This window comes from Cryobacterium sp. Hb1, from assembly GCF_004403585.1.
GTDB lineage: Bacteria > Actinomycetota > Actinomycetes > Actinomycetales > Microbacteriaceae > Cryobacterium > Cryobacterium lyxosi.
Genome location: NZ_SOHI01000032.1, coordinates 1 through 14,760, shown reverse-complemented (window position 1 = coordinate 14,760; position 14,760 = coordinate 1). Strand labels below are relative to the sequence as shown.

At 62.5% G+C, this 14,760-nt stretch carries 12 protein-coding genes and 2 tRNA genes; 13 read left to right on the top strand and 1 reads right to left on the bottom strand.

All coding sequences use genetic code 11. The features are described 5' to 3' along the window. The first annotated feature begins 35 nt into the window (after nucleotides 1–35). The 8 genes from dnaG (at nucleotide 36) to E3T38_RS13965 (ending at nucleotide 9,931) form a co-directional block, all read left to right on the top strand. Nucleotides 36–1,901, top strand: coding sequence for a DNA primase (dnaG, locus tag E3T38_RS14000; RefSeq protein ID WP_134548754.1), 1,866 nt, complete (start codon nucleotides 36–38; stop codon nucleotides 1,899–1,901). A 220-nt stretch (nucleotides 1,902–2,121) separates the two neighbouring features. Beyond that, nucleotides 2,122–3,750 (top strand): ABC transporter substrate-binding protein, encoded by a 1,629-nt coding sequence (locus tag E3T38_RS13995; RefSeq protein WP_134548753.1) that lies wholly within the window; start codon nucleotides 2,122–2,124, stop codon nucleotides 3,748–3,750. Nucleotides 3,751–3,846: 96 nt separating this feature from the next. Next, entirely contained in the window at nucleotides 3,847–4,938 is a 1,092-nt protein-coding gene (locus tag E3T38_RS13990) for an ABC transporter permease (RefSeq protein WP_134548752.1), read from the top strand. Nucleotides 4,939–4,940: 2 nt separating this feature from the next. Continuing rightward, nucleotides 4,941–6,023, top strand: coding sequence for an ABC transporter permease (locus E3T38_RS13985; RefSeq protein ID WP_134548751.1), 1,083 nt, complete (start codon nucleotides 4,941–4,943; stop codon nucleotides 6,021–6,023). Further along, on the top strand, nucleotides 6,023–7,720 hold the full coding sequence (locus E3T38_RS13980; RefSeq protein ID WP_174775249.1) for an ABC transporter ATP-binding protein: 1,698 nt from the start codon (nucleotides 6,023–6,025) through the stop codon (nucleotides 7,718–7,720). Before E3T38_RS13985 ends, E3T38_RS13980 begins: the two co-directional genes overlap by 1 nt. Nucleotides 7,721–7,725: 5 nt before the next feature. Beyond that, a complete protein-coding gene (locus tag E3T38_RS13975; protein WP_134548750.1) occupies nucleotides 7,726–8,628 on the top strand; it encodes an ATP-binding cassette domain-containing protein in 903 nt (300 codons plus the stop codon). 230 nt (nucleotides 8,629–8,858) lie between these two features. Next, nucleotides 8,859–8,931 (top strand) — tRNA-Asn (locus E3T38_RS13970). Between the two features lie 124 nt (nucleotides 8,932–9,055). Continuing rightward, nucleotides 9,056–9,931: a sensor histidine kinase gene (locus E3T38_RS13965; RefSeq protein ID WP_134548749.1), complete on the top strand. Its 876-nt coding sequence runs from the start codon at nucleotides 9,056–9,058 to the stop codon at nucleotides 9,929–9,931. A 41-nt stretch (nucleotides 9,932–9,972) separates the two neighbouring features. Here the strand turns inward: E3T38_RS13965 and def are convergent, their stop codons facing one another. After that, entirely contained in the window at nucleotides 9,973–10,545 is a 573-nt protein-coding gene (gene def / locus E3T38_RS13960) for a peptide deformylase (RefSeq protein ID WP_134548748.1), read from the bottom strand. Nucleotides 10,546–10,585: 40 nt separating this feature from the next. On the opposite strand from def, the gene E3T38_RS13955 reads away from it, so the two are divergent. The 5 genes from E3T38_RS13955 (at nucleotide 10,586) to E3T38_RS13935 (ending at nucleotide 14,644) form a co-directional block, all read left to right on the top strand. Beyond that, entirely contained in the window at nucleotides 10,586–11,500 is a 915-nt protein-coding gene (locus tag E3T38_RS13955) for a DMT family transporter (RefSeq protein WP_134548747.1), read from the top strand. A gap of 155 nt (nucleotides 11,501–11,655) precedes the next feature. Next, nucleotides 11,656–12,936, top strand: coding sequence for a glycosyltransferase (locus E3T38_RS13950; RefSeq protein ID WP_370449041.1), 1,281 nt, complete (start codon nucleotides 11,656–11,658; stop codon nucleotides 12,934–12,936). 39 nt (nucleotides 12,937–12,975) lie between these two features. Next, a tRNA-Ile gene (locus E3T38_RS13945) sits at nucleotides 12,976–13,049 on the top strand. A 171-nt stretch (nucleotides 13,050–13,220) separates the two neighbouring features. Continuing rightward, the gene (locus tag E3T38_RS13940) at nucleotides 13,221–13,457 is read left to right on the top strand and encodes an AlpA family transcriptional regulator (RefSeq protein WP_134548746.1); all 237 of its coding nucleotides are present in this window, start codon (nucleotides 13,221–13,223) and stop codon (nucleotides 13,455–13,457) included. Beyond that, nucleotides 13,457–14,644: a site-specific integrase gene (locus tag E3T38_RS13935; protein WP_134548745.1), complete on the top strand. Its 1,188-nt coding sequence runs from the start codon at nucleotides 13,457–13,459 to the stop codon at nucleotides 14,642–14,644. The genes E3T38_RS13940 and E3T38_RS13935 overlap by 1 nt, the downstream gene beginning before the upstream one ends. The last annotated feature ends 116 nt before the right edge of the window (nucleotides 14,645–14,760 follow it).

The following is a 14,760-nucleotide window of genomic DNA, read 5'->3' as shown; positions in this document are numbered from 1 at the left end:
CGAAGCCCGTCGCCCCGGGACGATAGAATTTAGGCATGGCTGGACTGATTCGACAAAGTGATATCGAAGAGGTCAAGGCCCGCACCAATATCGCCGACATCGTCGGTGATTACGTCACCCTGAAGTCCGCGGGTGTCGGCTCGATGAAGGGTCTCTGCCCCTTTCACGACGAACGCAGCCCGAGCTTTCACGTACGTCCCCAGGTGGGTTTCTACCACTGCTTCGGCTGTGGTGAGAGCGGTGATGTTTACTCCTTCCTGCAGAAAATGGACCACGTCAGCTTCAGTGAGGCCGTCGAACGCCTGGCCGGTCGGGTCGGCCTCGACCTGCACTACGAAGACGGTTCCGGCGCAGCTCCCGACCACGGTAATCGTGCGCGACTGCTCGCTGCCAATCAGGCAGCATCCGATTTCTTCATTGAACAGCTCGGCAGTGCGGGTGCCGAGGTCGGCCGCGCTTTCCTGGGCCAACGCGGATTCGACGCCAACGCCGCAACTCGATTCGGGGTTGGGTTCGCCCCGAAAAGTTGGGACGAACTGACCAACCACCTGCGTGGCCGCGGGTTTACCACCGAAGAACTCACGCTCTCTGGCTTGGTCTCCAGTGGCGACCGCGGCATCTACGACCGCTTCCGTGGTCGCCTGGTGTGGCCGATTCGAGACATCACCGGGCAGACCATCGGCTTCGGCGCCCGCAAGCTGCTCGAGGACGACAAGGGCCCCAAGTACCTCAATACGCCCGAGTCTCCCGTGTACCACAAGGCCCAGGTGCTCTATGGCCTCGACCTGGCCAAACGTGATATCTCGCGCAGCCACCAGGTCGTGGTTGTCGAGGGCTACACCGACGTCATGGCCTGCCACCTGGCCGGAATCACCACGGCCGTCGCTACCTGCGGCACCTCATTCGGTGTCGACCACATCAAGGTGCTGCGCCGTGTGCTCGGTGACGATTCGGGAGTTGGCGAGGTCGTTTTCACATTCGACCCGGATGCCGCCGGCCAGAAGGCCGCGATGCGCGCCTTCAGCGAAGAGCAGCGGTTCTCCGCCCAGACTTATGTGGCCGTCGGCCCGGAAGGACTCGACCCCTGCGACCTGCGGCTGCAACGCGGTGACGACGCCGTACGGCGATTGGTCGACTCGAAGAAGCCCATGTTCGAGTTCATGATTCGGCAGATTCTCTCGCAGTACAATCTCGACACCGTTGAGGGCCGAACGGCGGCCCTGCGTGCCGCGGCTCCCGTGGTCGGCGATATTCGCGACCCGGTGCTGCGCCCCGGCTATACCCGCGAACTCTCCCGCATGCTGGGAGTCGACATGGGCGAAGTGGCCAAGGCGGTGACGAACGCCCAATCCGGGACGCGCGCCGCGGCGAGCGGCGCACCGAACGCACCGCGCCACGCCGGCACGATCGAAGTCCTGCCTGAGCGCCCGTTCTCGCTGGTCGAATTGCCCGGCGACCCGGTCACCCGGCTCGAGCGCGACGGCCTCATGGCGATGCTTCAGCGACCGACACTGATCGGCAGAGACATCCTTGACAGCGCGGTGCAGACATCCTTTGCGAACACGTCGCTCGCGGTCGTGCGCGATGCCATCGCCGCGAGTCTCTCTCATTTCGACGCGCCAGACTGGCTCGAGCGGGTGGTCTCCGAGGTGCCTGACACCTTCAAGAACCTCGTGCAGGAGCTCGCCATGGCGAATCTTCCCGAGCGCACCGAGAAAGATGTCGCCCGTTACGTACGCGACATCACGATCGTGCTCATTGACAAAGACCTGCTCAGGCTCAAGGCAGAATTGCTCGGGCGCCTCCAGCGAGCGGATGCCGCCGACACCGAGATGTACCGCACTCTTCAGCGCGAACTCGTGCGGGTCGAGGCCGAGCGCCGCGCCCTTCGCGAAGAATGACTGTGCAACCGGCTTTTTTCGCATCCTCGCCAGCAAATCGCAGCAAGGAACTTCACCCTGCAACACTTGAGGCCGAGTTTGTTGCAGATCTGTAAAGAAGCAGCCACAGATCGTTGCTATCTGCTACTTCTGTGCTACCTCTTGGCTAACCGCAAGGAACAGCTGCGCTCTTTTCGAGCGTTCCTGATCTAAGAACTTCTAGAGGAAGAGGACGACGGATATGACATCCGCATTCACTAACGGCAAGCGCGCTCTCGCTGCCACAGCCGGACTGACCGCCGCGGCGCTCGTTCTGGCCGGCTGCGCTTCGGGCGGTTCTACCCCCAACGCCGGGGGCACCATCATCCTCGGTACGACCGACAAGGTCACCACCCTCGACCCCGCTGGTTCTTATGACGCTGGATCGTTCAATGTTCAGCTGCAGGTGTTCCCCTTTCTCATGAACACGCCGTACGGCAGCTCCGAAGTCGAACCCGACATCGCTACCAAGGCGGAGTTCACCTCGCCGACGGAATATACCGTCACCCTCAAGCCTGACCTCACCTGGGCCAACGGCAATGCCCTCACCTCATCGGACGTGAAATTCAGCTTTGATCGCCAGCTCGCGATCGCTGCCGATAACGGCCCGTCATCGCTTCTCTACAACCTTGCGAGCACCGCGGCCGTGGACGACACCACGGTTGTTTTCACCCTCAAGGCTGCCAACGATCAGATCTTTCCCCAGATCCTGTCGAGCCCGGCCGGTCCCATCGTCGACGAAGAATCCTTCTCGGCCACGGAACTGACCGCCGACGACGACATCGTCGCCGCCAAGGCGTTCGCCGGACAGTATGAAATTGCGAGCTACGACTTCAATAACATCATCTCGTACAAGAAATTCGAAGGGTACCAGGGGCTTTGGGGCGCCGCGAAGAACGACGGCGTCAACGTGAAGTACTTCACCGACTCGTCCAACCTCAAGCTCGAGGTTCAGGAGGGCAGCGTGGACGTCGCCCTGCGCAGCCTGTCAGCTACCGATATTGACGACCTCCGCGGCAACGACAATGTGTCTGTTCTGGACGGCCCCGGTGGTGAGATCCGGTACATCACCTTCAACTTCAATACGCAGCCGTACGGAGCGACGACCGCCGAGGCCGACCCGGCCAAAGCACTGGCCGTGCGTCAGGCAGTGGCCGATATCGTCGACCGCGGCGAGCTCGCCGACCAGGTCTACAAGGGCACCTACACCCCGCTGTATTCCTATGTTCCCAACGGCTTGACCGGTGCGAACGAGTCCCTCAAGGGCCTCTACGGCGACGGATCGGGTGCGCCTGACCTCGACAAGGCTAAAGCGACCCTGGAGGCCGCCGGAGTCAGTGTTCCAGTCGATTTCAGCCTGCAGTACAACACCGACCACTACGGTCCCGGATCGAGCGATGAGTACGCGCTGATCAAGGATCAGCTCGATTCGTCCGGCCTGTTCAACGTCTCCCTGCAGTCGACCGAATACGTGCAGTACGTCAAGGACCGTACCACCGACGTGTACCCCGCTTACCAGCTCGGTTGGTTCCCGGACTACACCGACGCCGACAACTACCTGACACCGTTCTTCCTGACCAAAAACTTCATCAAGAACCACTACAGCGACCAGGAAGTCAACGACTTGATCCTGAAGCAGGCCGTCACGGTTGACCCGGCAGAGCGCACCGCGCTCATCGGTGAGATCCAGGACAAAGTCGCGGCCCAGCTGTCGACTCTCCCGCTGCTGCAAGGTTCGCAGGTCGCAGTCACCGGTACGGACATCACCGGCACCAAGGACACACTCGACGATTCGTTCAAGTTCCGCTACGGAGCGCTCTCCAAGGGATAATCGGCACGTCGGATAAAGTTTAATAGTCAGACCACCGGGGGTGTTCAGCGCGAATTCGCTGGATGCCCCCGATTCTTTTGCAATCGTGAGGTAGTTATGTCCATTGTGGCTCTGAAGCCATCCGCGCCGACCGGCGGACGCGCTTTGAAGAAGAAGACCAGTCAGGGCGGCGGAATCGGTCGATATCTGCTGATTCGGTTTCTTCTTATCATTCCCACGATATTCATCCTGGTCACCATGGTGTTCTGGCTCATGCGTGCAACGGGCGACCCCATCACTGCGGCTCTTGGTGGCCGTCTTGCGCCTGATCAGCTCGCCGAACGCATCCACGAAGCTGGATACGACCGCCCTATCCTGGTGCAGTATTTCGAATACCTCGGCCACATCTTCACCGGCAATTTCGGCACCACGATCAGCACCAACCGGCCAGTCTCCGAGGTTCTCCTCACCTATGGGGCTGCGACTGCGGAGCTGGTCTTTTATTCCCTCCTGGTGGCACTCATCGTCGGAATCCCGCTCGGCATGGTCGCGGCTTACTGGCGCGACAAGGCACCGGATGCCGTCCTGCGCGTGTTCGCCATCCTCTGCTACGCCACACCGGTATTCTTCGCCGGACTCCTGCTCAAGCTGGTCTTCGCCGTGTGGCTCAAGGTGCTACCCGTAGCAGGGAGAGCAACGACCGGCTCCGAACTGCAAATGGGGTTCCTGCCCAATAAGACCGGCGTCTACACGATCGACGCTTTGCAAACCGGCGACCCCGCGGTCTTCGGAGATGTTCTGGCCCACGCTGTACTCCCCGCTCTGGCCCTGGGGCTGCTGACGGCCGGAGTGTTCCTCCGGCTCGTGCGCACCAACGTCATCGGCACTCTCGGCACCGACTATGTGGATGCCGCCCGCTCGCGCGGTGTCAATGAATTTCGTCTGGTGAGCAAGCACGCCTACCGGCCAGCGCTCATCCCCATCATCACCGTCATCGGCCTGCAGATCGCACTACTGCTCGGTGGCGCAGTACTGACCGAAACCACCTTCGAGTGGAAGGGACTGGGATTCATCCTCATCGAATTCATCAAGGCTCGCGACTTCGTGGCCGTGCAGGGCATCGTCGCACTGCTCGCCGTCATCGTTGCCCTGTCCAACTTCATCGTGGACATCATCGCCGCGCTCATCGACCCGAGAGTGCGGTACTGACCATGACTGTTGAAACCACGCGCCCCAAAGCTCCGCTCTGGACCCGCCTGCCCGTTGTGCATCAACTCCGCCAGAGCGTCGGCCTGCAACGCGGCATGCTCGTGGCCGGCCTCGTCATCACCGGCGTCTTCATTCTGACCGCAATCTTCGCGCCACTGCTCGCGCCGTACGGCTACAGCCAGCTGCGCGATGACAGCGGCCCCTTCGGCGCCCAGCAGGCGCCCGGCGGCGCACACCTGCTCGGTACTACCGTCGGCGGCTACGACGTGTTTTCCCGTGTTATCTGGGGCTCGCAGACCGCGATCACCGTGATGGTCATCGCCATCGTGCTCTCGATCTTCGCCGGCGTAGCCCTCGGCCTCGTCTCCGGTTACTTCGGCGGATGGCTCGACCGGGTGCTCGTCGTCATCTGCGACGCCGTTTACGCCTTTCCGGCGCTGCTGCTGGCGATCGTCATGGGCATCGTCATCTCCGGCGGCCGCTCTGGTCTGTGGGGCGGAATCTTCGCCGCCGCGATCTCGATCACGGTTGTCTTCATTCCGCAGTACTTTCGAGTGATCCGCGCCGAAACCGTGCGCATCAAGGCTGAGGCCTACGTGGAGTCGGCCCGGGTGCTCGGTGCGAGCAACGGACGCATCATGTTTCGCCACGTTTTGCGCAACGCCACGCGAACCCTGCCCCTCATCTTTACGCTGAACGCTTCCGAGGCGCTGTTGACACTGGCGGGCCTCGGCTTCATCGGCTTCGGCATCGAGCCATCCTCGGCCGCCGAGTGGGGGTACGACCTGAACAAATCGCTGTCCGACGTCTCGAGCGGTATCTGGTGGACCAGCCTGTTCCCGGGGCTTGCCATCGTGCTTGTCGTTCTCGGCATCACCCTGGTCGGCGAAAGCCTGAACGACCTCGCCGACCCACGACTGCGCAGTCGACGTGCTCCAGGCAACACCGCCAGCGGCGGGATTGCTGCCACCAGCGTCGTCCCCGGCGGAACCCTCAATGCCGGACCTGGCGGTATCGACGGGCTTGAGGCCCGCTTGCCGGCTTTCGACGAACACCCGAACGACGACCCATACGAGGCCAAATAATGAGCTCCCTGCCCGACGTCGTCCGCATCGACAACCTCAATGTGACCTTTGCCACCGATGGCGGAGCGGTCACGGCCGTCGACGGGGTCAGCCTGCGCGTCGCCCCCGGCGAGGTTCTCGCCATCGTGGGGGAGAGCGGCAGCGGCAAGACCGTTACCGCCAAGACCATTCTGGGCCTACTCCCGGAAACGGCGATCGCCCATGGTGCCGTGATCCTCAGCAGCAAGGACGGGTCCACGTTCAATGACGTGCTCTCCGTGGGCAAGCAGAAGCTGCGCCAGCTGCGGGGAACGGATGTCTCCATGGTTTTTCAGGAGCCGTCTACGGCGCTGAACCCCGTGTACACCGTCGGCTGGCAGATCGCGGAGGGCATTCGGGCCCACGGTGAGTTCAGCCGCAAAGAAGCCCGCGCCAAGGCGATTGAGATTCTCGGCCGGGTCGGAATCCCCGACCCGGAGAGCCGCGTCGACTACTATCCACACCAGTTCTCGGGCGGGCAGAAACAGCGCGTGGTCATCGCCATGGCCCTCGTGCTCGACCCCGGGCTGATCGTCGCCGATGAACCGACCACGGCCCTCGACGTGACGGTACAGGCCGAGATTCTCGACCTGCTGCGACGCTGCCGCGACGAGTTCGGCAGTGCGATTGTGCTGATCACCCACAACATGGGCGTGGTCGCCGACCTCGCCGACCGCGTCGTCGTCATGTACGAGGGCAAAATTGTCGAAGAGGCCCCCGCTCAGGCTCTGTTCTCGAATCCGCAGCACGAGTACACCAAACGACTGCTCGGCTCGGTGCCGCATGTCGGTCAGGGCACATCGCGGGCTACCGCAAGGCTTGAGGCTCGCGAGGCTGACTGGGCAGCGGCTAAGCCGGTCGTTGTCGCCGACAACCTGAAAATTCAGTACCCAGGTCGGCTCGGCAAACCTGGTTTCACCGCCGTCGATGGAGTGAGCTTCACCATTCGTCCCGGCGAGGTACTCGGCCTGGTCGGTGAGAGCGGATCGGGCAAGACCACGATCGGTCGCGCCATGGCCGGACTGACCCGGGTGACTGGTGGATCCCTCACCGTGCTCGGCCATGAGATGAATGGGTTCAAGGAACGCGCCTTCAAGAAGGTGCGCAGTGACATCGGTTTCGTCTTTCAGGACCCGGCATCGAGCTTCAACCCGCTACTCACGATCGCTGAGTGCGTGGCCGAACCGCTCGTCGTACACGGGCGAGCAGCCAACCCCCGTGCCGCCCGTAGGCGCGTCAACGAGCTGCTCGAGGCGGTCCAGCTGCCGCGCGCATTCGGTGACCGCTACCCGCACGAGCTCAGCGGTGGACAGCGTCAGCGCGCGAGCCTGGCCCGCGGACTCGCGCTGGAGCCACGCCTGCTCATCGCGGACGAACCGACCAGCGCGCTCGACGTGTCGGTGCAGTCGAAGGTGCTCGAGCTCTTCGCCGAGCTGCAGAAAGAGTTCGGCTTCGCTGCGCTGTTCATCAGCCACGACCTTGCCGTCGTCGATATTCTCGCCGACCGCATTGCCGTGCTCTACCAGGGAAAACTGGTCGAGGAAGGAACCGGCGCTGAAGTACTCGGTTCCCCGAAGGATGCCTACACCCAGCGGCTGCTGGCGTCGCTGCCGGTTCCTGATCCGGCGGCGCAGGCTCTGCGGAGGGATGAACTTCGCATCCTGCGTGCGGCAGGATAGATCAGATGAGGCATGGCGCAGCATCCGTTCCCCCGATTCAAACGAGCGATCTGACCATCGAATACCCGCCGCACGGGGCGAGCCCGGCGTTCGTTGCGGTGCACGGGTTCACCCTGCGCATCGCACCGGGGGAGGTCGTGGGTCTGCTCGGTGAGAGCGGCTCGGGCAAAAGCACCCTCGCCCGGGTGCTCTCCGGTGACGCCTTCGTGAACGATGCCGCCGGCATCCGTCCGCAAATCACCGGGGGAGAGGCGACGGTGCTCGGGTTCGAGCTGCGCCGTATCAGCAAACGCAAGCTGACCCGGCTCACCTTCGGAGTGGGGCTGCTGGCCCAGGATGCCGCGGATACCCTGCCGTCGACCATGACGGTGGCCGAGATTGTCGCCGAACCGGTGCTCGAACGGGATCGACGCTATAACCGTCGTGCGCTCGGCGCCCAGGTCGCCACCATGATCGATGCGGTGCGCCTGCCGCTGGCTCTTCTCAGTCAGTATCCCTATGAGCTCTCCAGCGGTCAACGACAGCGGGTAGCGCTGGCCCGGGCACTCGTATACGGTCCGGCCCTGTTGATCGCTGACGAGCCCACAGCGGGCGTTGATGTACTGGTCCGGGACGCCGTGATTGACCTGATTAGCGAGCTGCAGCAGGAACGATCCTTTTCCGCGCTCGTGATCAGCTCCGACCTGGCCGTGCTGCAGCGGGTCACCAGTCGCATCGGTGTCATGCACCAGGGCGTGCTGGTCGGTCTCGGCACCATCGACGACGTCTTTCGAGACCCGTGGCACCCGTATGTCCGTGGACTCGCCGCAGCCTTGCAGCCTCTCGCAGACACTGCCGTCGTCGATGATGTGCGCAGCGTCGAGGTTGGCGACATCAGCGGTGAAACCGGTGGCGCGGCCGGGTACTGATCTGGGTCGCGATCGATCGCATCCGTTGTGAAGCGCGATCGGTCGCGATTGGTCCGACACGCCCGACCGGCTTTTGGAGCACCAGACTGCTCAACTGTTGGCCGTGGCCCACTTTTCGTGGCCTGCAAAGGCTTTTCGGTGGTCAAAATAAGAACTTAGAGCCAATCGGCAGTCGTCGTGGTTTTGGCACAACAAGAAATCTTGGTAAAGTAACAACGCTGTTCCAGTATTCCTCGATAGCTCAATTGGCAGAGCAGCGCACTGTTAATGCGCAGGTTCTTGGTTCGAGTCCAAGTCGGGGAGCGAAAGGCCACTCAGGGCTCCACCCCGGGTGGCCTTTTTTGTCGCTATGTTTTTGTTTCGACAGAAGGTTTTTTTCACCTCTTACATTGCGCCATGGTTTCGGCACAAGAAACGGCGGTCAGCAGTGGATTTCTCGCAACTTCTGGTACCGGCACTCGGCGTACTATCCGGGGCGCTGCTCGTGTTGTGGACCATCTCGTTGCTGCGCTCACGACGGGTCATCTTCGATCGCAATGCCGCTGAACGTGTGCGCATTGAACTGGAACTCTCCCTCGCCGAGCAACAGGGGCGCCTGGCCATCATTCGGGAGTTGCAGGATGGCGCAGTGCTCGCCATTGCCCGCCTCGTCACGCGGGCCGAGGGCGCCCGCTACATGGCGGAGAGCGATCCGTCAACGGCCGTGCGCGCCGCCACGGCGCTCGTTGATGATGGCCGGGTGGCCCTCGCTGACATGCGTCGCGTGCTGACGATCGTGCGCGAGGGCGAAACGGTCGGGGCATTACAGCCTGGCCCGCAGTCAACCCGCGACCTGTTTCGCGTGATGCGTGACGCCGGTCTGGTGGTCGGGTTCATCGAATCGGGCGAACGATTCGCGCTCAAGGCTGGTGCCGAGCTGGCCATCTTCCGAATTCTGCAGAGCGCCCTCTCAAACGCGCTCAAGCACGGCGGCGTTGGAACCGAAGCGCGCGTGTCGTTCACCTGGACCAGGGACGGCCTGCAATTGCTCGTCGACGATGACGGTATCCGTGCCGCAGCCCGTCGGGACGGCAAGGAAGCTGGCGAACAGGCTGCACGCACCCCGTACACGATCGAGGACGACCTCAAGGCCCTCAGCGAGAGCATCGCCGGTCCCGGCATCACGCAGATGCGGGAGCGCGCGCAGCTCTTCGGTGGTGTCTTCAACGCCGGAACGGTACCCGGACTGGGTTTCTCGGTGTCAGCCGTGTTCCCATCCCTGCGCTTTCACAACGGCGTGCACGGTGTAGACCTCAGCCGGTGACCTCGGTACCGCTCACAGTGCCTGATACTCGTGCTGGGGCGTTACCCCTCGAGGTTGTCGACCCCCGGGGTCCAGCTCAGGCCGGGCACGCCCCAACTCTTCTTACGTTCGATCTTGGCCGCCGCCTTCGCGTAGACGTGCTCGAGGCGGTCAACATATAGGGTGCCGTCGAGGTGGTCGTACTCGTGCTGGAAGATACGGGCGAGCCAGCCGTCCGCTCGAATCTCAAAGGGTTTTTGCTCGACGTCGACAGCGCGCAGAATGGCCGACTCTGCCCGTTTCAGTGGAAAACGTTCGCCCGGAAATGACAGGCATCCTTCGTCTTCGTCGACATCTTCGTCGTCCACGGGCTCGGCCGACACCGGTGTGATCCAGAGTTCAGGGTTGATCGCGACGCCCCGCCAGGACAGGTCATCGTCGTCCTGGTAGCTGTAGGTGAAGATGCGCAGCCCGACTCCCACCTGCGTGGCAGCCAGACCGACCCCTGGCGCAGCATCCATCGTCTCAAACATGTCCTTCACCAACGCGCGCAAATCGTCGTCGAAATCGACGACGGGAGCAGCGGGGGAGTGGAGAACGGGGTCACCTGAAATTACTATCGCGCGTACGGCCATTCCTCAAGAATATCGTCAAGCTTGTCGATAGGGTCGTCAAGTGACTCCTGACCTAACCGATCTGGCGACAGAAATCGCCATTGATCCGCGGCAGGCCATCGGCATTCCGCTGGCCTTGGTCGGCGCCGTCTTTCTCTCCCTCGGCGCTCAATTTCAGCATCGCGGCGTGAATAAGGTCGAGGCGCGCACCAAAGCGGTCACCGGCGGGCTCAGCGCGCGCCAGCTCACCCTGCTGCTAGCCCGGCCGTCCTGGGTGTTTGGAACTCTCATGCTCGGCCTGGCTGTTGTGTTCCAACTGACGAGCCTTGCCTTCGCGCCCATCATCGTCGTGCAGCCGCTCGGGGCGGTCGCCCTCGTCATCACCGCCGTCCTGAACGCCCGAGTCAGCAAGGTCAAGCTCAATCGGGCGAGCATTATCGCCATCTCTATGTGCGTGGGCGGGGTAGGCCTGTTCGTGACCGTGGCAGCGTTCACCGCCGTCGACAAGCCGGTCACCGATCAAAACCTGGTGACAATCCTCATCGTTCTCGCTGTCGTTCTGCTGGCCTTTGCGCTTGCCTTCGGGTTTCTCCGCCGCCGGTCACAGGCAATTTTCTACATTCTCGGTGCCGGCGTGCTCTACGGATTCGTAGCGACGTTGGCCAAGGTCGTCATCAATCGCACCCAGAACGGAAACTTTGATTGGCTTACGTTGACGTGCGTGCTCGGCCTACTGCTCGCCGCTGTGCTGGGAGCGTACTTCGTGCAGAACGCCTACGCGTCGGGACCACCGGATCTCGTGATTGCAGGGCTCACTGTTGTCGACCCGCTCGTCGCTGTCGGCATTGGAATCATCGTGCTGGGCGAAGCCAGCCAAGCACCGCCCGCAGCTGCCGTCGCCTTCGTCGTGGCCGGGGCAATTGCCATTTGGGGGGTTTTTCTGCTCGCGCGCTACCACCCTCAACTCGACCGCTGACTCGCGAAGAATTTTGGGCCCCCGCGGTGCGGGACACCGCTGGGTGGGCACGGTTTAGAATAGGGTTCGACTGCACCGCGTCATTTCCAGCGAGTGCACTCGAGATTTCCTGCCGGATGATGATCTCCGGCCCAACAACGTAGGGACCACTCCACTTGTCAGATTCGACCGACTTGCTGAGCAGCCCAACCCCGGGCAATGCGCCCGAGCGCGCCGCGAGTGTGCCGTCTGAAAAGCCGCGGATTCGTGTTCTCATCGCCGCCGACACTTTTGCACCCGATGTGAACGGTGCTGCTCGATTTGCCGAGCGACTGGCCGCCGGCCTGGTGGCACGAGGCCACGAAGTTCAGATCATGGCTCCCGCGGCGTCGCGCAAGCACGGCAGTTGGACCGAAATGCACGAGGGACAGCCGATGGTGGTGCATCGCCTGCACAGCTGGCGCTGGTACCCGCACGACTGGTTACGCTACGCCCTGCCCTGGCTGATTCGTGGTGAAAGCCGGCGCATTCTCAACTCTTTCCATCCCGACGTCGTGCACTTTCAGTCCCACATCAACGTCGGCCGCGGTGTTTCGATCGAGGCGGCCAAGCGCAACATCCGCCTGGTCGGCACGAATCACTTCATGCCCGAGAATATGGTGAAGTTCTCCCTCGTGCCGGTCGGCTTACAAGATCGCGTTATCAAGGCCGCCTGGCGTGCTGCCCGGCGCACGTTCGGCCGCGCCGCAGCCGTCACCACCCCGACCATACGGGCCGCACAGTTTTTGGAGAAATACACCGGTCTCACCGGTGTCCATGCGATCTCCTGCGGAATCGACGCTGACAACTACGCACCGAACTTCGAGCCGCGCACAAAGAACCGAATCCTATTCGTCGGTCGCGTCACCGGAGAGAAGCAGATCGACGTGCTCCTGCAGGCGGCAGCGCTGTTGTCACCTGACCTCGACGCCCGGGTCGAGATTGTCGGCGGGGGCGACCAGAAACGCAACCTGGAGCACCTGGCCGACACGCTCGGCATCCGCTCCCGTGTCACGTTCACCGGCTATGTGACGGATGACGAACTGCGCGCGGCGTACTCACGGGCCACGGTCTTCGCCATGCCGTCCATTGCCGAGCTGCAGAGTATCGCCACGATGGAGGCCATGGCGTCGGGATTGCCAATTGTGGCCGCCGATGCAATGGCGCTTCCACATCTCGTTCATGACCAGGCCAACGGGTACCTGTTCAAGCCGCGCGACGCGCGGGATCTGGCGGACAAACTGACCCTGGTGCTGACGGCTACCCCAGAACGCCTGGAGGCACTCAAGCGGGAGTCACTCAAACTCATTGCCGCGCACGACATCAAGCGCACTTTGAACACGTTCGAATGCCTGTATCGTGGGGAGCCGGTGAGCGATCTGGTCACCAACGGGGTTTCGTCGCAGACGCCGGGATAGTCACGTATTTGTGGGAACGACCGTTTGGTCGTTCTCTTTGGGGCGGTAGCTCAGCTGGTTAGAGCAGCGGACTCATAATCCGTCGGTCCCGGGTTCAAGTCCCGGCCGCCCTACTGCAATTTGAATCTGATCAGGGTTTCTTGTCTGTACCGAAAGGGCAAGACTTGATACACCCATTGTTTATCCATTGTTTATTCAAAAATATACAGCTTTCTCAGGTCCTCGTAAAGAAGGTGCACGACCCTGTTCGAGTCATCTGGGATGACCTCGAACACCTACGGGTTATGGACACTGAAAAACTCTTGGGGCTCGGTCTCGAGCCCGTTTTGACGACAAGTGAGCTCGCCGAATATGTCGGCGTGCAGGTGCAAGCCATCTATGACCTGCGCACCGACGGTCGTGGGCCCTCCGGCATTCGAGTCGGCCGGGAGATCCGCTACCGTATCTCCGATGTTCGGCGATGGCTCGACAGTCTGCACGAGCCTGAACCGGCTCTGGGCGATCGTGGGGGCGATCACTAGTGGCGGGTCGTCCACGTCTGCCGATCAGCACGTTCGGCTCGATCACAACCGTCAAGCTCGGCCCAGGACGGTTCAGGGCCACGACCGTCTTCCGTGACTGGGACGGACAGTCTCGACAGGTCGGCGCGACGCGTGAGAGTCGAAACGCGGCGCAGGCAGCGCTCAAGGTCGATCTGGCTGCGCGCCTGCGCACCGGTGGGGCAGGGGACTCGCTGACCGCGAGCTCGCCGTTTCCGCTGCTCGCCGAGGCATGGATGGAAGACGTGATGCTCGATGTCGACCGTTCCCAGGGTACGAAAGACACGTATCAGCGTGAACTGCGCGTGCTTGTCGTGCCGTTCTTTGAAAACTTCACGATTCGAGAAGTGACTGTTGGACGCATCGAGCTTTTCCTGAGGCAGCAGCGAGCGCAGTCGTATCCGCGAGCCAAGCACTCCCGCACGCTGCTCGGCATGATCCTGGCATTCGCGGTGCGGCGGGAGATCATTCCGCGCAATCCGATGAAGGAGACGTCGCGGATGAAGAGGCCGCCGCACACGCCGAAGGCGCTCACGACCGAGCAGATAGCCGCCATCCGCCTGGCAGCCCGCGAATGGCGCACGGAAGACGGCAGGATGGGGCCGCGATCCGACGGCCAGGTGCGCGACATCATCGAGGTGATGCTCGGCACCGCCACGCGCATCGGCGAGGCGCTCGCCATTCGGCAGTGCGACATTGACCTGGAGGGCGACCCGCCGCGGGTGCACATATGCGGCACGGTTGTGGTGCACAACAAAGCCGGCGTGCACCGTCAGGAGCATCCCAAGACCCACGAGTCGAACCGGGTCATTGGAATGCCGCCCTTCGCGGTCGAGGTCATCCGCCAGCGCTTGGCACTGCTCGATCCGGAGGACACGGAACATCTGCTGTTCTACTCGAGAGTGGGCACTCCACTCGCGCCATACAACGTCAGGCGCACGTTTCGGGAGATCCTGCGGAATGCCGGCCTCGAGGGCCTGAACATCACTCCGCACTCCTTTCGCCGCACCGGGGCGACGCTCCTCGCCAATGAGCTCGGCATGCAGGCGGCGGCCGACATGCTCGGGCACACCTCGACGTCGACGACGAAGGCCCACTACGCCGAGCCGGACCGCACGGTGAAGTCGGGGCCGGCGGAGGTGATGCAGCGGTTGGCGCCACCACAGTAGGAGTTTCAGAAGGGAACGGCGGATTCAACTGGTCGTCGCAACACTCGATTTTGTGAGGTGTTGTACGTGTGGTCGAAGTATGAGTTGGTGGAGAAGCAGGCGCGGTTCTGGGAGCT

What these genes read in the sequence shown, in the direction of transcription:
- E3T38_RS13985 (WP_134548751.1), top strand. Translation starts at nt 4,941, where the DNA reads ATGACTGTTGAAACCACGCGCCCCAAAGCTCCGCTCTGGACCCGCCTG.
- E3T38_RS13975 (WP_134548750.1), top strand. Translation starts at nt 7,726, where the DNA reads ATGAGGCATGGCGCAGCATCCGTTCCCCCGATTCAAACGAGCGATCTG.
- def (WP_134548748.1), bottom strand. Translation starts at nt 10,545, where the DNA reads ATGGCCGTACGCGCGATAGTAATTTCAGGTGACCCCGTTCTCCACTCC.
- dnaG (WP_134548754.1), top strand. Translation starts at nt 36, where the DNA reads ATGGCTGGACTGATTCGACAAAGTGATATCGAAGAGGTCAAGGCCCGC.
- E3T38_RS13980 (WP_174775249.1), top strand. Translation starts at nt 6,023, where the DNA reads ATGAGCTCCCTGCCCGACGTCGTCCGCATCGACAACCTCAATGTGACC.
- E3T38_RS13940 (WP_134548746.1), top strand. Translation starts at nt 13,221, where the DNA reads ATGGACACTGAAAAACTCTTGGGGCTCGGTCTCGAGCCCGTTTTGACG.
- E3T38_RS13995 (WP_134548753.1), top strand. Translation starts at nt 2,122, where the DNA reads ATGACATCCGCATTCACTAACGGCAAGCGCGCTCTCGCTGCCACAGCC.
- E3T38_RS13990 (WP_134548752.1), top strand. Translation starts at nt 3,847, where the DNA reads ATGTCCATTGTGGCTCTGAAGCCATCCGCGCCGACCGGCGGACGCGCT.